This window comes from Streptomyces sp. BK208 (genome assembly GCF_004364245.1).
In the GTDB taxonomy this organism is placed as follows: Bacteria; Actinomycetota; Actinomycetes; order Streptomycetales; family Streptomycetaceae; genus Streptomyces.
Genome location: NZ_SOAV01000004.1, coordinates 512,012 through 527,947, shown reverse-complemented (window position 1 = coordinate 527,947; position 15,936 = coordinate 512,012). Strand labels below are relative to the sequence as shown.

17 protein-coding genes are annotated in these 15,936 nt (G+C 74.0%); 10 read left to right on the top strand and 7 right to left on the bottom strand.

All coding sequences use genetic code 11. The annotated features are described in order from the left end of the window. Positions 1 to 279: 279 nt before the first annotated feature. Both EV562_RS13465 and EV562_RS13460 read left to right on the top strand, forming a co-directional pair. Entirely contained in the window at positions 280 to 1,815 is a 1,536-nt protein-coding gene (locus EV562_RS13465; protein ID WP_133887020.1) for a glutamate-cysteine ligase family protein, read from the top strand. Positions 1,816 to 1,896: 81 nt separating this feature from the next. Beyond that, complete coding sequence (locus tag EV562_RS13460; protein WP_133887019.1) at positions 1,897 to 2,724, top strand: type II CAAX endopeptidase family protein; 828 nt, start codon at positions 1,897 to 1,899, stop codon at positions 2,722 to 2,724. A gap of 63 nt (positions 2,725 to 2,787) precedes the next feature. Here the strand turns inward: EV562_RS13460 and EV562_RS13455 are convergent, their stop codons facing one another. After that, positions 2,788 to 3,597, bottom strand: a complete 810-nt coding sequence (locus tag EV562_RS13455; protein WP_133887018.1) for a PhzF family phenazine biosynthesis protein — start codon at positions 3,595 to 3,597, stop codon at positions 2,788 to 2,790. A 263-nt stretch (positions 3,598 to 3,860) separates the two neighbouring features. On the opposite strand from EV562_RS13455, the gene EV562_RS13445 reads away from it, so the two are divergent. The 4 genes from EV562_RS13445 (at position 3,861) to EV562_RS13430 (ending at position 7,748) form a co-directional block, all read left to right on the top strand. Then, a complete protein-coding gene (locus EV562_RS13445; RefSeq protein WP_133887017.1) occupies positions 3,861 to 4,523 on the top strand; it encodes a PadR family transcriptional regulator in 663 nt (220 codons plus the stop codon). A 265-nt stretch (positions 4,524 to 4,788) separates the two neighbouring features. Continuing rightward, positions 4,789 to 5,328, top strand: a complete 540-nt coding sequence (locus EV562_RS13440; protein WP_133887016.1) for a Clp protease N-terminal domain-containing protein — start codon at positions 4,789 to 4,791, stop codon at positions 5,326 to 5,328. Between the two features lie 265 nt (positions 5,329 to 5,593). Beyond that, on the top strand, positions 5,594 to 6,598 hold the full coding sequence (locus EV562_RS13435; RefSeq protein ID WP_133887015.1) for an EamA family transporter: 1,005 nt from the start codon (positions 5,594 to 5,596) through the stop codon (positions 6,596 to 6,598). A 190-nt stretch (positions 6,599 to 6,788) separates the two neighbouring features. Further along, complete coding sequence (locus EV562_RS13430) at positions 6,789 to 7,748, top strand: EamA family transporter (protein WP_133887014.1); 960 nt, start codon at positions 6,789 to 6,791, stop codon at positions 7,746 to 7,748. Between the two features lie 48 nt (positions 7,749 to 7,796). Here EV562_RS13430 and EV562_RS13425 read toward each other — a convergent pair whose 3' ends face one another. Continuing rightward, positions 7,797 to 8,483 (bottom strand): pyridoxamine 5'-phosphate oxidase family protein, encoded by a 687-nt coding sequence (locus tag EV562_RS13425; RefSeq protein ID WP_133887013.1) that lies wholly within the window; start codon positions 8,481 to 8,483, stop codon positions 7,797 to 7,799. Positions 8,484 to 8,518: 35 nt separating this feature from the next. Between EV562_RS13425 and EV562_RS13420 the strand changes: the two genes are divergently transcribed. Then, positions 8,519 to 9,856, top strand: a complete 1,338-nt coding sequence (locus EV562_RS13420; protein WP_133887012.1) for an aminotransferase class I/II-fold pyridoxal phosphate-dependent enzyme — start codon at positions 8,519 to 8,521, stop codon at positions 9,854 to 9,856. Positions 9,857 to 9,878: 22 nt separating this feature from the next. On the opposite strand, the gene EV562_RS13415 is transcribed toward EV562_RS13420, so the two are convergent. Next, complete coding sequence (locus EV562_RS13415; RefSeq protein ID WP_133887011.1) at positions 9,879 to 10,883, bottom strand: DMT family transporter; 1,005 nt, start codon at positions 10,881 to 10,883, stop codon at positions 9,879 to 9,881. A gap of 74 nt (positions 10,884 to 10,957) precedes the next feature. On the opposite strand from EV562_RS13415, the gene EV562_RS13410 reads away from it, so the two are divergent. Continuing rightward, positions 10,958 to 11,869, top strand: coding sequence for a LysR family transcriptional regulator (locus EV562_RS13410; protein WP_133887010.1), 912 nt, complete (start codon positions 10,958 to 10,960; stop codon positions 11,867 to 11,869). 22 nt (positions 11,870 to 11,891) lie between these two features. On the opposite strand, the gene EV562_RS13405 is transcribed toward EV562_RS13410, so the two are convergent. The 3 genes from EV562_RS13405 to EV562_RS13395 form a co-directional block, all read right to left on the bottom strand. Beyond that, positions 11,892 to 12,359, bottom strand: a complete 468-nt coding sequence (locus EV562_RS13405; protein WP_166661748.1) for a pyridoxamine 5'-phosphate oxidase family protein — start codon at positions 12,357 to 12,359, stop codon at positions 11,892 to 11,894. Further along, the gene (locus EV562_RS13400; RefSeq protein WP_133887009.1) at positions 12,356 to 12,838 is read right to left on the bottom strand and encodes a Rieske (2Fe-2S) protein; all 483 of its coding nucleotides are present in this window, start codon (positions 12,836 to 12,838) and stop codon (positions 12,356 to 12,358) included. The genes EV562_RS13405 and EV562_RS13400 overlap by 4 nt, the downstream gene beginning before the upstream one ends. Positions 12,839 to 12,979: 141 nt before the next feature. Next, positions 12,980 to 13,693 carry a GntR family transcriptional regulator gene (locus EV562_RS13395; RefSeq protein ID WP_133887008.1) on the bottom strand — a complete coding sequence of 238 codons (714 nt, stop codon included), beginning with the start codon at positions 13,691 to 13,693 and terminating at the stop codon, positions 12,980 to 12,982. Between the two features lie 232 nt (positions 13,694 to 13,925). Between EV562_RS13395 and EV562_RS13390 the strand changes: the two genes are divergently transcribed. Beyond that, complete coding sequence (locus EV562_RS13390; RefSeq protein WP_133887007.1) at positions 13,926 to 14,672, top strand: HipA family kinase; 747 nt, start codon at positions 13,926 to 13,928, stop codon at positions 14,670 to 14,672. 14 nt (positions 14,673 to 14,686) lie between these two features. Then, entirely contained in the window at positions 14,687 to 15,070 is a 384-nt protein-coding gene (locus EV562_RS13385; RefSeq protein ID WP_133887006.1) for a DUF3037 domain-containing protein, read from the top strand. A gap of 134 nt (positions 15,071 to 15,204) precedes the next feature. On the opposite strand, the gene EV562_RS13380 is transcribed toward EV562_RS13385, so the two are convergent. Beyond that, on the bottom strand, positions 15,205 to 15,927 hold the full coding sequence (locus tag EV562_RS13380) for a hypothetical protein (protein ID WP_133887005.1): 723 nt from the start codon (positions 15,925 to 15,927) through the stop codon (positions 15,205 to 15,207). Positions 15,928 to 15,936: the final 9 nt, after the last annotated feature.

Genomic DNA, 15,936 nt, shown 5'->3' with positions numbered 1-15,936 from the left:
CCGCATTTCGTACCGGGTGTACGACGGTGACCTCGGGGAATGTTCACCGAGCGGTCGGCCAATTGTCGTCGGCGTTTTTCACGAGGTGCCGGTCCGGGAAACTGCTCGACGTGCCATGCCTGGTGAATGTGCCACCGGACAACACCGGCACAGCGTAGCGGCTGCCGGACCGGCGCGGGGACGTTATCGATCGCTTCGGCTGGGCATCATCCCACCTGACCGGCCACCTGCCAGCGGCGGCCGGATCTTCCATACATCGCTCCGAGAAGGGACTCTTCCATGGGGGAGAAGGTCGTGGCAGGTCAGTTCGACCTGTCCGATCGCCAGCGCTACCGCGAGAAGCTCCAGCGGTGCCTGACGGGCCTGGAGCGACTTCTGGCGGAGAAGCGGTTCGACCGTCCGAAGAACCTGATGGGGCTGGAGATCGAATTGAATCTCGTCGGTGCCGACGGGATGCCGAAAATGTTGAATGCGCAAGTCCTCGAGCGCATCGCGAGCCGTGACTTCCAAACCGAGCTCGCCATGTTCAACCTGGAAGTGAACATCGCTCCGCACCGCCTGGGCGGCCGGGTATTCGACCGGCTCGCCGAGGAGATCCGCACGTCCCTGGCGTATGCGGACCGCAAGGCCGGCGAGGTCGACGCGGGAATCGCGATGATCGGCATTCTGCCGACCCTGGACCGGGACGACCTGGTCTCGTCCAATCTCTCCGCCGTCGACCGCTACGCACTGCTCAACGAGCAGATCGTGGCCGCCCGCGGCGAGGACTTCACCCTCGACATCGAGGGTGTCGAGCGGTTGAGCTGCACGTCCAAGTCCATCGCCCCGGAGGCCGCCTGCACCTCGGTGCAGCTCCACCTCCAGGTCACCCCGGACCGCTTCGCCGACGTGTGGAACGCGGCCCAGGCCGTCACCGCCGCCCAGATCGCCCTGGGCGCCAACGCGCCCTTCCTCTTCGGCCGCGAGCTGTGGCGCGAGTCGCGGCCCCCGCTGTTCCAGCAGTCCACCGACACCCGCCCGCCCGAACTGCAGGCCCAGGGCGTACGGCCGCGCACCTGGTTCGGGGAGCGGTGGGTCACCTCGGCCTACGACCTGTTCGAGGAGAACCGGCGCTACTTCCCGGCACTGCTGCCGATCTGCGACGACGAGGACCCGCTGGACGTCCTCGACGCCGGAGGCGTGCCCTCGCTGTCCGAGCTCGTCCTGCACAACGGCACCGTCTACCGCTGGAACCGCCCCGTCTACGACATCGCCGACGGCGTCCCGCACCTGCGGGTGGAGAACCGGGTCCTGCCCGCGGGCCCCACCGTCACCGACGTCATCGCCAACGCGGCCTTCTACTACGGGGTCGTGCGCGCTCTCGCCGACGAACCCCGGCCGGTGTGGACCCGGATGCCGTTCGAGGCCGCGGCCGCCAACTTCGAGGCGGCGTGCCGCCACGGCATCGACGCCCGTTTCGAGTGGCCCCGGCGGGGGCGCCTCGGTGGCACCGCCGAGATCGACGCCGCCGTCCTGGTCCGCGACGAGCTGCTGCCGCTCGCCGAGGCGGGCCTGGACGCGTGGGGCGTGGAGCCCGCCGACCGGGACTTCTACCTCGGCGTCATCGACGAGCGGTGCCGACGCCGGGTCAACGGCGCGTCCTGGCAGGCGGCCACGTTCCACCGGGCACTGGAGGCCGGCCTGTCCCGGGAGGCCGCGCTGGCCGCCACGACCCGACGCTACGTCCAGCTCATGCGGGAAGGGGACCCCGTGCACCTGTGGCCGGTGGGTCTGCCGGAGACCGAGCCGGAAGCGGAGTCGGTGTCGCTGAGCTGACCGCCACCGGGCCCGCCCCCGCCGCGCGCCGCCCCATACTGATCGGGCAAGCTGTGACGTTCCAGCTGGAGGCAGGTGTGCATGGCGGAGGCGGGCCCGGTGGACGATGCGTTCCCTCAGAAGCGACTCGGCGAGCAGCTCTTGACCGAGGAGCGGCTCTCGCGGCGGATCCTGCGGGACGAGACGCTGCTCGTCCTCGCGCTCTCGCTCGGCGCGAGCGGGGTCTCCGCCCTCATCAGCTTCGTCGGCTCGGTCACCCGGCCGGGCGGGCTCAAGGACCAGGCCGCCACCCTCAACGCCTCGGCGGCGCCCGGCCGCCCCTGGCTCGACCTGGCCTGGCAGCTCTTCGGGATCACCACGGCACTCGTCCCGGTCGCCCTCGTCGCGCACTTCCTGCTGCGTGAGGGGCGGAGCCTGCGCACCCTCGGCTTCGACCGCACCCGTCCGTGGCCGGACCTGGGCCGGGGGGCCGCCGTGGCCGCCGTCATCGGCAGCACCGGCATCGCCTTCTACCTGGCCGCGCGCGGCCTCGGCTTCAACCTCACCGTGGTGCCCGAGGCCCTGCCCGACGTGTGGTGGAAGTACCCCGTCCTCATCCTCTCGGCGGTGCAGAACTCCGTCCTGGAGGAGGTCATCGTCGTCGGCTACCTGCTGCGCCGGCTCGACCAGCTCGGCTGGGGGACGGGCGCGTCCCTGGCGGCCAGTTCGGTACTGCGCGGGTCGTACCACCTCTACCAGGGGATCGGCGGGTTCGTCGGCAACATGGTGATGGGCGTGGTGTTCGTCCACCTGTACCGCCGCTGGGGGCGCGTGGGGCCGCTGGTGGTGGCCCATTCGCTGCTCGACATCGGGGCCTTCGTCGGCTACGGGCTGCTCGCCGGGAAGGTGGACTGGCTGCCGACGGCGTGAGCGTGCGGGCCCTGCGGCCCTCGCGGACCAGGGTCTCCGCGAGGACCGGGCCCTCGGCGTGACTCAGACCAGCAGCTCGCCCTCGATCACCGTCACGGCGTGTCCGGTCAGCAGCGTGCGCCCGCCGCGCAGGTGCGTGCGCACCCGCCCGGAGCGGGGTGACGCCTGGAGGCCGGTGAGTGCGGGGCGGCCGAGGCGCGCGGACCAGAAGGGCGCGAGTGCCGTGTGCGCGCTGCCGGTGACCGGGTCCTCGTCGATGCCGACGTTGGGGAAGAAGCACCGGGAGACGTAGTCGTAGCCCCGGGCCGGGTCCTCGGCCCGGGCGGTGGCGATGACGCCGCGCTCCGAGTGGGCGGCCAGCGCCTTGAGGTCCGGCGCCAGTGCGCGGACGGTCTTCTCGTCGGCGACCTCGACCAGCAGGTCCCGGATGTGCGGGCCGGTGTCCAGAACGGTCAGGGGCTCGGCGCCCAGGGCCGCCGCGACGCCCGCCGGCGCCTCGACCGGGGTGAGCGGCGCGGTCGGGAAGTCCAGGGTGATCGAGCCGTCCTCCCCGGGCGTCGCCACCAGGACGCCGCTGAGGGTGGCGAACCGCACCGGCCCCTCGTGTACGCCGGTGGTGTGCAGGACGTGGGCCGTGGCGAGCGTGGCGTGGCCGCACATCGCGACCTCGGTGGCCGGGGTGAACCAGCGCAGCGCCCAGTCGGCATCGCCGTCCGCGGGCAGGCGGTGGGCGAACGCGGTCTCTGCGTGGTTCACCTCCAGGGCGACCTGCTGGAGCCGCCCGTCGTCCGGGAAGGTGTCGAGGAGGAGGACCCCCGCGGGGTTGCCGGCGAAGGGCCGGTCGGTGAAGGCGTCGACGATTCGGATGCGCATGACCCGACGCTAGGACCCGCCCGAGCCCGCGGGCCAAGGCCAATTCCGTGATGGCGGCCCGTTTTCCGCGCGTTCGGCCGGCGGAACCCGGAACCGGCGGGTCCTCGGGGCCCGGTGGTGCTCGGGTCCGGCGCGCCGGGCTCGTCACGGTGCGCGAGGCGCCCGCTTCCAGATCGATCGGACCTACGATGCTTGCTCTCCGATAGTTTCCGATATATCGTCGAGACATCGCGACAGATCAACGACTGAGTGGAGTGATGGCGATGCGCAACCACGGATACGAGCGCGGGCACGGTGGGCACGGTCCCGGTCACGGAGAAGCCGGCCCGTTCGGGCCCTTCGGCCGAGGCGGCTTCGACGGCCGGCGTGCGGCCTTCGGCCCCTTCGGGCCGGGTGGGCCCGGCGGCGGTCCCGGCGGCCCCTTCGGACCGGGCTTCGGCCACGGGGGTCCCTGGGGAGGCCGAGGACGCGGCGGACCCAGGGGAAGGGCCCGGCGGGGAGACGTACGAGCGTCGATCCTGGCCCTCCTGAAGGACCGGCCCATGCACGGCTACGAGATGATCCAGGAGATCGCCGAGCGCAGCGGCGGGGCGTGGAAGCCCAGCCCCGGCTCGGTGTACCCCACCCTCCAGCTGCTGGAGGACGAGGGGCTGATCGCCAGTGAGAGCGAGGGCGGCAAGAAGCTCTTCGCGCTCACCGAGGCGGGCCGCACCGCGGCCGAGGAAGGCCCGGAAGCACCCTGGGAGGAGGCCTCGCGGGGCGTCGACTGGGAGGCTCTCAACGACATCCGGCAGGCCGGTTTCGGCCTCATGGAGGCCTTCGGCCAGGTCTGGAAGACCGGCAGCAAGGAGCAGCGCGAGAAGGCGCTCGCCGTCATCGGCGACGCCCGCAAGAAGCTGTACCTGATCCTCGCCGACGAGGACTGACGCCGACCGGACCGGCGCCGACCAGGAAGTGCCCCGCGGAGCGGATCCGCGGGGCACTTCCGTGTGCGAGGGGCGAGGCGGGGGCTCGGGCGGTGCGCTTCGGAGCGGGCGGGGCGGCACGCGCCCGGCGGGAACGGTCGGCGGAAACGGCCTGATCTCATCCGCAAGGAGGAGATTCCGTCCGTGCGGGTCCACTCTGCGTGGGACGGCGAAATGCTTCCCCCCGGGGATGACCGGGCCGCCCGGGACTGGTGAGCTGGGTGACGTGCAACCCCGTATCCCCCGGCAGTCGGCCGGCGAGCAAGGCGGCCGGTGGCCGGACGGCACCGACCTCGACGACCGGTTCAGCGCGGAACTGGCCTCCGCGGTCTCCGGTGCCCGCCGCCGGGCGGTGCGGGACGGGGACCGGCAGATCGACACGGCCCACCTGCTGCACTCGTTGCTGGAGTGCGACGCCCAGGCCCGCGGGCTCCTCGGGGACGCGGCGAGGATCGCCCGGGTCCTCGGCTACCTCGTGCAGCGCAGCATCGGCTACGGACTGCGCTGGCAGAGCTCCGTGGAGGACTCGGGCGCCGTACCCGCCGTGCCCGGTGCCGCCGGCTTCTCCCCTCCCGCGGCGGCCGCCATGGAGGACGCCTGTGCCCGCGCCGCCCGGCGCGGGTCGGCCCGGGCCGGTGGAGTGGACCTGCTCGCCGCGCTGGTCGCCGACCCGCGGACGCGGGCCGGAGAGGTGCTGGCCCGCGCCGCCGTCGAGCCGCACGCCGTCCTGGCCCGCGTGGAGAGCCACGTCGAGCCGACTGCCTGAGGCCGCCCCGCCCGCCGCCTCGCTCACGGGGTTCCCGCCACGCACGCGTGCTCCCCCTCTCACGGGCATTCGGGCCACGCGCGCGTGCTCCCCTCCCACGGGCCCCACGGGCCCCACGGGCCCCACGGGCCCCACGGGCGTCCACGCCCGTCACGAGGCTCCCGCCCCTCACGGGGCATGCCGTCCCCGTCCGGCGGCCCCCGGCCGTCCAGTCGGTGAGACAGGTGTCAACGAGGGTGACGGTCATGTCGACCCCTGTCATCATGTGCCGGTGCATACGTCTGACAGCGCTCGCGGCACTCGCGGCAGAGGCGCCGGGCTCGGCCTGGCGCTCGCCTCCGCCCTCGCCTTCGGAGGCTCGGGAGTCGCGGCGAAACCACTGATCGAGGCCGGACTCGACCCGCTGCACGTGGTCTGGCTGCGCGTGGCCGGAGCGGCCCTGGTGATGCTGCCGCTCGCCGTGCGCCACCGCGCGCTGCCGCGCCGCCGCCCCGCGCTGGTCGCCGGATACGGCCTGCTCGCCGTGGCCGGCGTGCAGGCCTGCTACTTCGCCGCCCTCTCCCGCATCCCCGTGGGCGTCGCACTCCTCGTCGAGTACCTGGCGCCCGCCCTGGTCCTCGGCTGGGTCCGGTTCGTGCAGCGGCGTCCGGTGACGCGGGCCGCCGCGCTCGGCGTGGTCCTGGCGGTCGGCGGACTCGCCTGCGTGGTCGAGGTCTGGTCCGGACTCGGCTTCGACGCCCTCGGGCTGCTGCTCGCGCTCGGCGCCGCCTGCTGCCAGGTCGGTTACTTCGTCCTGTCCGACCAGGGCAGCGAAGCCGGCGAGGCGGCACCCGACCCGCTCGGCGTGATCGCCTACGGTCTGCTCGTCGGCGCCGCCGTGCTCACCGTCGTCGCCCGCCCCTGGTCGATGGAGTGGTCCGTCCTCGCCCACGACGCCCCCATGGACGGCACGCCCGTGCCCGCCGCCCTGCTGCTGGCCTGGATCGTGCTCGTCGCCACGGTGCTCGCCTACGTCACCGGCATCGTCGCGGTGCGCCGTCTTTCGCCCCAGGTCGCCGGCGTCGTGGCGTGCCTCGAAGCCGTCATCGCGACCGTCGCGGCCTGGGTGCTGCTCGGCGAGCACCTCTCCGCGCCGCAGATCGCCGGCGGCTTCGTGGTGCTGGCCGGCGCCTTCATCGCCCAGACCTCCACTCCGGCGAAGGGCGCCGCGGAACCGGTGGCCGGCGGGGGACCCGAAAGGGATTTGTCGAGCCGGGGGACCGCGGCCTAAGGTGCCGATCATGCACTTCGACGCACTCGTCCTCCCGCCTCCGGCCGCCTGAGGCGGGCCCTGTGACCAGCCCGGCGCGCTGTCGCCGGGCCGGACGGTGCTGCCCGCAGACGAAAGTCCCCGCGCCCCGGCCGTTCGTTCCGGGACGCCTCGAACTTCCGCGCCTCGTGCGCGTCTGCGGAGAGAACTCGTGTCGAATGCCGTCTCCGGCCTGCCCGTAGGGCGTGGCCTCCTCTATCTGATCGTCGCCGGTGTCGCCTGGGGCACCGCCGGTGCCGCCGCCTCGCTGGCCTACCGCGTCAGCGACATGGGCCCCGTCGCCCTGTCGTTCTGGCGCTGTGCGGCGGGACTCGTCCTCCTGCTCGCCGCCCGCCCGCTGCGCCCGCGGGTCCGCCCGGCCGTCCGGGGACCGTTCAGGCGCAGGGCGCCGCGGGCCGTCGTCACCGGGCTTGGGCTCGCGGTGTTCCAGACCGCCTACTTCGCCGCCGTACAGTCCACCGGTCTCGCCGTCGCCACCGTCGTCACCCTCGGCGCGGGACCCGTACTGATCGCCCTCGGCGCCCGCCTCGGTCTCGGCGAACACCTCGGACGTGGCGGCTTCGCGTCCGTCGTGGGCGCGCTCGCCGGGCTCGCGGTGCTCGTCCTCGGCGGCGGGGGGACGACCGTCCGCCTGCCGGGCGTGCTCCTCGCGCTGCTGTCCGCCGCCGGGTACTCGGTGATGACGCTGCTCACCCGCTGGTGGGGGCGGGACGGCGGGGCGGACGCCGCGAGTACGTCCGTCGGGGCGTTCGCCGTCACGAGCCTGTGCCTGCTGCCGCTCGCCCTCGCCGAGGGCCTGGTGCCGCACACCGCCGAACCGGTGCGGCTGCTGTGGCTCCTCGCCTACGTCGCGGCCGTCCCGACCGCCCTCGCCTACGGGCTCTACTTCGCCGGCGCGGCCGTCGTCCGGTCCGCGACCGTCTCCGTGATCATGCTCCTGGAGCCGGTCAGCGCGGCGGCGCTCGCCGTCCTGCTGCTCGGTGAGCACCTCACGGCGGCGACCCTCGCCGGCACCCTGCTGATGCTCGGCTCGGTCGGGGGGCTAGCGGTGGCGGAGACGCGAGCGGCACGGGAGGCCAGGGAGGCACGGCCCCGACCGACGCCGGCCTGACGGCGGGGCCGGCCTGCCGGGGGCCCGCCCCTCCCGTGCGGGCCGGTGTCACCGGGCCGACAGGTAGTCCGGCAGCGCGGTGGCGGGGTCCAGGGCCGGGTCGGGGACCGGGGCCTCGTATCCCTTGCGCAACGGGACGAGGCCGGCCCAGTGGGGGAGGGCGAGGTCCTCCGGCTCGTCGTTCACCCCGCCGGTGCGGAGCTTGGCGGAGACCTCGTCGAGGTCGAGGCGGATCACGGCCGTGGCCGCCAGCTCCTTCCTGCTGGCCGGCCGGGCGTCGCGGGAGCGGCCCGGGACGACATGGTCGACCAGGGCGTCCAGGGCCGTGCGCCGCTCCTCGGGGTCCGTCACCTCGTACGCCGTGCCGTGCACCACCACCGACCGGTAGTTCATCGAGTGGTGGAAGGCCGAACGGGCCAGGACCAGCGCGTCCACGTGCGTCACGGTCAGGCATACCTGCAACCCCGGGTCAGCCGCGCCGGCCATCCGCAGCGGGCGCGAGCCCGTCGAACCGTGCACGTAGAGCCGCTCGCCCACCCGGCCGTACAACGTCGGCAGGACCACCGGGGCGCCGTCGCGGACGAAGCCGAGATGGCAGACGTAGCCCTCGTCGAGTATCGCGTGCACCAGTTCCTTGTCGTACGCGGCACGGTCGGCGGAGCGGGTGGGGACGGTGCGGTCGGTGGGCGGGTAGGTGGCGGTCGGCTGCGACGGCGTCCCCGTGGTCCCCTGCATGGCGTTCTCCATTGCACTAGTGCATAATCTACTTTGTGCTAGGAGAGTATCGGATCACAGGGCGGGGCGCAGCGGAGATCTCCGCGAGCGTCGAGCGTGCGGTGGGTGCCGGAGAGCTGCAGCCGGGGCAGCCCCTGCCGCCGATGCGGGAGTTGGCGCGGAGCCTGGGGGTGAACCCGAACACCGTCGCCGCGGCGTACCGCACCCTGCGCGAGCGCGGGGTCATCGAGACGGCCGGGCGGCGGGGGAGCCGGGTGCGCGCGAAGCCGGCCACCACCGGGCGGGAGTTCATCCGCGTCGACGTGCCCGAGGGCGTGCGCGACGTGTCCGACGGCAATCCGGATCCGGCGCTGCTGCCCGCGCTGGGCCCGGTGTTCGCAGCGGCGGCGGAAGCGGGCGACCGTGAACCGGTGCTGTACGGGCACGCGTCCCTGGACCCGGAGCTGGCCCGGGTCGCCCGGGCCGAACTGGACGCCGACGGGGTGCCCGAGGGTCCGGTCGCGGTGACGTCCGGCTCGCTGGACGCGATGGAGCGGGTGCTGGCCGCTCATCTCAAGCCCGGGGACGCCGTCGCCGTCGAGGATCCGGGCTGGGGCAGCCTGCTCGACCTGGTGCCCGCGCTCGGCCTGCGCACGGTCGCCGTCGGAGTGGACGACCAGGGGCCACGGCCCGAGGACGTACGCCGGGTCCTCGAGGCCGGTGCCCGCGCCCTGGTGGTCACGGACCGCGCGCAGAACCCGACGGGTGCGGCGGTGGGCGCCACCCGCGCGCGTGCCCTGCGGTCCGTCCTGCGCGACCACCCCGGCACGCTGCTCATCGAGGACGACCACGGCCACGGCATCGTCGACCTCCCCCTGCACCCCCTGGCCGGCACGACCGGCAACTGGGCCCTGGTCCGTTCCGCCGCCAAGGCCTGCGGTCCCGACCTCAGGCTCGCCGTGCTCACCGGGGACCCCGTCACGCTCGACCGGGTGCGCGGACGGCAGCGGCTGGGCCCCGGCTGGGTGAGCCGCATCAGCCAGCGGGCCGTGGCCCGGCTCTGGTCGGGCGGCGCGGTGGACACCCGCGCGGTGGCGGAGGTGTACCGGCGACGACGGGAGGCGCTCCTCGGTGCCCTCGCGGAACACGGGGTCACGGGGTTCGGGCGCAGCGGCATGAACGTGTGGATCCCGGTGCCGGACGAGACCGGCGCCGTCGCCCGGCTCCTGCACGCCGGCTGGGCGGTGGCCCCCGGCGCCCGCTTCCGGCTGAGCGCTCCGCCCGGCATCCGGATCACCGTGTCGACGCTCGGGGAGGACGACGTCGGGCCGTTGGCGGCGGCTGTCGCCGCGGCCGTGGGGCCGGGGGCCGGGCCGCTGCGGAGCTACGTCTGAGGAAGGGCTCCGTGCGCGGTTCTCAGACCCGCGACTCCTGCCGTACCCCCGTCGGCGCCCCGGCCGCCGGTGCAGGCGTGGTCCCGCCCCGGGCGGACCTCGGGCGGGCCTGCGTCAGTGCCGCGCCGGCGAGGACGACCGCCGCTCCGACCGGTGTCGACCAGGACAGCGACTCGCCGAGGAGCGCGACGCCCGCGGCCGTGGCGATGACCGGGGTGAAGTAGGTGACCATCTGGGCCGTGGTCGGGCCCACCTCGGCGACCAGGTCGTACTGGATCAGGAAGGCGAGCCCGGTGCCCAGCGCCCCGAGGGCCGCGACCGCCAGCAGGGGGAGCACCGGGAAGCTGGTCGGCACCGAGGTGAACAGCGGGGTCACGACCGCCAGTTGCACCGTGGCCAGGCCCAGCTGGGCGCCGGTCAGCGAGAGGTGGGAGTGGCGGGAGCCGGCCAGGGTGCGGCGGACGTAGATCCAGCCGACCGGGTAGCTGAGCGAGGCCAGCAGGGCCAGCGCCGTGCCCGTGACGTCGAGGCCGTGGAAGCCCTGCCAGACGCCCAGCACCGTCAGGACGCCGAGGAAGCCGATGCCGAGGCCGGCCACCCGGCGCCGCGTCGGCCGGTCCTCGGAGAGGGCGACCAGCGACAGGGCCATGCCCCACAGCGGCGAGGTCGCGTTGCAGATGCCCGCGAGGGACGACGGGATCGTCAGCTCCGAGAAGGCGAACAGGGAGAACGGCAGCGCGTTGAGGAGGAGCCCGGCCACCGCCAGGTGCACCCACGTCCACGTCCCTCGCGGGAGACGCTCCCGCTTCACCGCCATCGCGACGGCGACCACGGCCGTACCGAAGACCAGTCGTCCGAGCGTGACCTGGAAGGGGGCGAAACTCTCCGTGCCCACCTTCATGAAGAGGAAGCTGAAACCCCACACGAGGGAGAGGAGGCCGAAGCGCAGCCGCCAGTCGAGGACGCGGCGGGGCACAGAGGACGCGGTGGGCGCGGTGGACGAAGAGGAGGGGGCGCTGCTGCTCATACGGACAACGATGAATCAGTCGTCCTCGTAGCACAATCGAGATTTCGCACGGAGTACCTCGTAGTATCGCTTACATGTTGAACCTGGAGCGCCTGCGTACCCTCGACGCCCTCGCCCGGCACGGATCGGTCAGCGGGGCCGCCGCCGGCCTGCACATCACCACCTCGGCCGTCTCCCAGCAGATGGCCAAGCTGGAGCGCGAGGCCGGTCAGCAGCTCCTCGCCAGGAACGGCCGGGGCGTGCGGCTCACGGACGCCGGCCGGCTGCTCGCCGAGCACGCGGCCCGCATCCTCTCCCAGGTCGAGCTGGCCCAGGCCGACCTGGAGGCGCAGCGCGGACAGGTGGCGGGCGAGCTGAGGCTGTCGGCGTTCCCCACGGCCGCCCGCGGACTCTTCCCGGCCACGCTGGCGGCGCTGCGGGCCGAGCACCCCGCGCTGCGCATCCGCTCGGCGGAGCTGGAGCCGGAGCGCGGCATCAACGGCGTGGTGCGCGGCGACCTGGACCTGGCCGTCGTGCTCGACTGGTACAACAAGCCGATGCCGCTGCCCGACGGTCTGGTCAAGGCACCGCTCCTCGACGACCCCGCCGACGTCGCCATGCCCGTCGGCCACCGGCTCGCGAGCCGGGACGAGGTGGACCTGGCCGAGTTCGCCGAGGACGAGTGGATCACGTGGGGGGAGGGCGAGTTCTGTCACGAGTGGCTGATGTTCACGCTGCGTTCGAAGGGCGTCGAGCCGATCGTCGGCCACCGTGCCGCCGAGACCCACACCCAGCTCGGGCTGGTCGCCGCGGGGCTCGGCGTGTGCATCGCCCCGCTGCTCGGCCGTCACCCGATGCCCGCGGAGGTCGTCACCGTGCCGCTGAAGCAGCGGGTGCGGCGGCACGTGTACGTCGTGTGGCGGGCGGACGCCGACCGCCGCCCGTCGATCCGGGCGGCGGTGGACGCGCTGCGGGCGGCCGCGCGGACCGTGGCACAGGCGGGATGAGCCGTGGCCGGGGGGCGCCCGCCTAACCGGACGGCAGCTTGCGGAAGTCCCAGGAGACGACCTTCTGGGGCGTCAGACGCAGCCAGGCGTGCCGGCCGTCGTGCGGCATCTCCCGGAGACCGAAGTTCTTGCGGGCGAACAGCGTCTCCGGGAAGTCGAGTTCGGCGCACAGCTCACCGGTGCGCGGTGCCTCGCCCACGAACTCCACCCGGCCGGACAGCTCCGCGCCCCGCAACTGGTCGTAGTCCTCGCCGGTGTCGACGACGACCGCCACCCGCGGGTCGCGCCGCAGGTCCGTCCAGCGCCGGCTGCGCACGACCGAGTACAGCCACATCGACGCGCCGTCCCAGGCGAACCACAGCGTGCTGACGTGCGGGGTTCCGTCGGCGGATACGGTGGCCACGCGGCAGGTGCGCTGGGTGGTGAGGAACGCCTCCAGCTCGCCGGGGGTCATCATGATCCTGCGCCCCCGGCGCTGCGCCACGGTCACCCGGCCAGCCGGATCGAGTCCCCGCTGACCGTGATCTGCACGGCGGGCAGCGGCTTGGGAGCGGGTCCGCCCTGCACACTGCCGTCCGTGATCGAGAAGCTGCTGTTGTGACACGGGCAGTTGATGACACCGTCGGACACGCTCTTCACGGCGCAGCCCTGGTGGGTGCAGGTGGCGGAGAACGCCTTGAACTCGCCCGCGGCCGGCTGGGTGACGACCACCTTCCGGTCGGGGAAGACCTTCCCGCCGCCCTCGGGTATGTCGGCGGTCGTCGCGAGCGCCGCCCCGGCGCCGGCGCCCTCGCCGCCGCTGCCCGCGTCCCGCGAGGCGGAGTCGGGGGCGGCGCCGGTGTCGCTCGACGCGTCGTCGTCCGAGCCCGAGCACGCGGCCAGCACGGCGGTGAGGCCCGCCGCTGAGGCCGCCGCCACGACGGTACGACGGGCCGGTCCCGTCGCGGGGTGAAACGAAGCGCTGGTCATGCTGGGGTTCCCTTCCCGGGTGGACGTGGTGGTCTGCCGACAGGTACGGCCCGGAGGCACGTGTTGTTCAGCGACCGTCCGCCCCGGGCGCCGCGCAACGACCGGGTGGTCCGGTCCGGTACGGCGACCGCACGCCACGGATCAGCGCGAGGACCCCGCCTCCCGCTGCCCGGTGCTGCCGTCCGGGACGGCCCAGATGCCGCGGACGTGCCCCAGGTGGCGGGTCATGACCTCCTCGGCCCGCTCGCGGTCACGGGCCAGCAGGGCCTCCAGGATCTCCAGGTGCTCGTCCGCCGACGCCTTGAGGCGCCCCTCGGCGACCAGTGAGGTGAGGCCGTACAGCCGGGAGCGGGTGCGCAGCTCGCGCACCACCTCCACCAGGTGCCGGTTGCCCGAGAGGGCGAGCAGTCCCAGATGGAAGCGCAGGTCCGCCGACACGTAGGCGACCAGGTCCCCGGACGTGGCGGCCGTGACGATCTCCCGGGCCACCGGGCGGAGTGCCTCCAGCGCCGCCGGATCGGCCGTCGTCGCCAGGTCCGCGGTGGTGGGGATCTCGATCAGCGCCCGGATGTGGGTGTACTCGTCCAACTGCCGGTCGGACACCTCGGTGACCCGGAACCCCTTGTTCGGCACCGCGGTGACCAGGCCCTCCTTGGCCAGGTCCAGCATCGCCTCGCGCACCGGCGTGGCCGACACCCCGAACCGTGCGGCCAGGGCGGGCGCCGAGTGGACCTCGCCCGCACGCAGTTCGCCGGCGATCATCGCGGCGCGCAGCGCGTCGGTCACCCGCTCACGGAAACTGCGGCGCGTGCCCCCGAGAACGGGCAGATCGGGGTCGGTCGGCGAGGCGGCCACGGGATTCCTCTCGGTGCAATGTTACGTAGCACCAGGGTATCCGCGGCCGCTCCGCCCGTTCCCGGGCGGCGGGCACCGCCTTCGGTCCCGCGCCGCGGCGAGCGACGGGCACGCGCGCCGCGTCCGTGCCCGCCTCGCCGAAGGTCACCCGCGGTCACTATGCTCACCGCATGCCCGGGGGAGCCTCCCCGCGGTGAGGAGGCACGGCCGAAGAGACGGGTGACCCGCACAAGTGCTGAGCAAGGTCCTGGCGACCCGTTACATCACGCCCCTGCGCGAGGGCGGCTCGCTCCCGGGTCTCGTCGAGGCGGACGACCTCGGCACCTACGTCCTGAAGTTCACCGGCGCGGGACAGGGCCGCAAGACCCTCGTCGCCGAGGTGGTGTGCGGCGAACTCGCCCGCAGGCTGGGCTTCCGGGTGCCGCGGCTGGTGACGGTCGACCTCGATCCGGTGCTCGGGCTCGGTGAACCCGACCCGCAGGTGCAGGAGCTGCTCAAGTCCAGCGCCGGCACCAACCTCGGCATGGGCTTCCTCTCCGGAGCGCTCGGGTTCGACCCGCTCGCCTTCGAGGTGAGCGCCGAGGAGGCCGGACGCATCGTCTGGTTCGACGCGCTGGTCAACAACGTCGACCGCTCGTGGCGCAATCCCAACCTGCTGCGGCTGCACGGCGAGACGTGGCTCATCGACCACGGCGCCACCATGATCTGGCACCACAACTGGCCCGGTGCCGAGGCCTCAGCCGCCCGCCCCTACGACGCCGCCGACCACGCCCTGGCCCGGTTCGCGCCGGACGTCCGGTCGGCCGCCGCCGCGCTCGCGCCGCTGGTCACCGAGGAACTCCTCACCGAGGTCACCGCCGAGATCCCCGACGTCTGGCTGCGCGACGAACCCGGCTTCGCCACCCCCGACGACCTCCGCCGGGCCTACGCGCGGCCCCTGCTCGCGCGGGCCGCCACGATCCACGAACGCGTCAAGTGAGCCAAGGGGGAGCGGTGAGCGACCGCCACGTCTTCGAGTACGCGCTGCTGCGCGTCGTGCCGCGCGTCGAACGCGGGGAGTGCGTCAACGCCGGCGTACTCGTCTACTGCCGTGCCAAGTCCTACGTCGGGGCCCGCACCCACCTCGACGAGAACAGGCTGCTGGCCCTGGACCCGCGCGCCGACCTGCCCGGGGTGCGGGCGGCGCTGCGTGCCGTGGAGGGCGTCTGCGCCGGAGGGGACGCGGCGGGCCAGGCGGCCGGGGACGACCCAGGCCGCCGGTTCCGCTGGCTGATCGCGCCCCGCTCGACCGTCGTCCAGCCCGGCCCCGTCCACACCGGCCTCACGGCCGACCCGGCCGCCGAGACGGAGCGGCTGCTCGACCTGCTGGTGCGGTGAGGACGCGGCGGCCGGACCGGGCGGCCGGGGGGTGCCGTTTGGGTCAGGCCGGCTCCGGGTGAGAGTTCCTCGTTGCCGGACGACCCCGCGACCGCGGCTGGATCCGAACGACATCTCCTGGCCCGCGCGCCGGCTCACGCGCGTCGGCGGCGCCTGATCACCCAGCCCGCCGTGAGCGCGGCGCCGGTCACGAAGCTCAGGCCGATGCCGATGTCCCAGTCGCTGGGCCCGGTGCCCGAGGCGCCGCCCAGGCCGCCCCGAGTGCCGAGCGTCGGCGCGACGGAGGGAGAGGTCACGGGTGCCGGCGCGGTGGTGGCCGGAGCGGGGGTGGTGACCGGGGCCGGCCTGGTGGTGGCGGAGATCGTCGGGAGCTGGTCCCCGCGCGGATGCGCCACACCTCCGCCCACGCCGCCGTCTCCCTCCCGGATCTCCCGGATGCCGCCCTGGTCGAAAGGTCCCTGGTCGAAGGGTCCCTGGCCGGTGGAGTGCGACGTCCCGGGCCGGTTCTGATCGGGCCGGCCGTCCCCGGGACGGCCCGGGTCGAGTCCGCCTCCGTCGGGCAGGCCCTCGTCCGGCCGCCCGTCGCCGAGGCCGCTCCCGTCGAGCCGGTCGTCGCCGAGACCGCCCTCGTCCAGCGGAGCGTCGTCGGGCGGGGCGTCGAACAGCGCGTCCGGGCACAGCGGGTCCGGAACGCCCGGATCCGCCTCCAGCCCGATCGGAACCGCTTCCTGGTAGGTGGAGCTCAGGCAGTCCGACTCCAGGTTCGAGTCGAGGGTCTGAGCGGGTGCGGGGTCGGCCAGCGGCACGATCGCGGCGATCGCGACGGCTATGCCTGCTGCACCGGTACGACGGCGCATGGACGCCTC

Coding starts and splice junctions, on each gene's coding strand:
- EV562_RS13465 (WP_133887020.1), top strand. CDS start 280: ATGGGGGAGAAGGTCGTGGCAGGTCAGTTCGACCTGTCCGATCGCCAG.
- EV562_RS13415 (WP_133887011.1), bottom strand. CDS start 10,883: ATGAGCAGCAGCGCCCCCTCCTCTTCGTCCACCGCGCCCACCGCGTCC.
- EV562_RS13460 (WP_133887019.1), top strand. CDS start 1,897: ATGGCGGAGGCGGGCCCGGTGGACGATGCGTTCCCTCAGAAGCGACTC.
- EV562_RS13410 (WP_133887010.1), top strand. CDS start 10,958: ATGTTGAACCTGGAGCGCCTGCGTACCCTCGACGCCCTCGCCCGGCAC.
- EV562_RS13400 (WP_133887009.1), bottom strand. CDS start 12,838: ATGACCAGCGCTTCGTTTCACCCCGCGACGGGACCGGCCCGTCGTACC.
- EV562_RS13380 (WP_133887005.1), bottom strand. CDS start 15,927: ATGCGCCGTCGTACCGGTGCAGCAGGCATAGCCGTCGCGATCGCCGCG.
- EV562_RS13455 (WP_133887018.1), bottom strand. CDS start 3,597: ATGCGCATCCGAATCGTCGACGCCTTCACCGACCGGCCCTTCGCCGGC.
- EV562_RS13445 (WP_133887017.1), top strand. CDS start 3,861: ATGCGCAACCACGGATACGAGCGCGGGCACGGTGGGCACGGTCCCGGT.
- EV562_RS13425 (WP_133887013.1), bottom strand. CDS start 8,483: ATGCAGGGGACCACGGGGACGCCGTCGCAGCCGACCGCCACCTACCCG.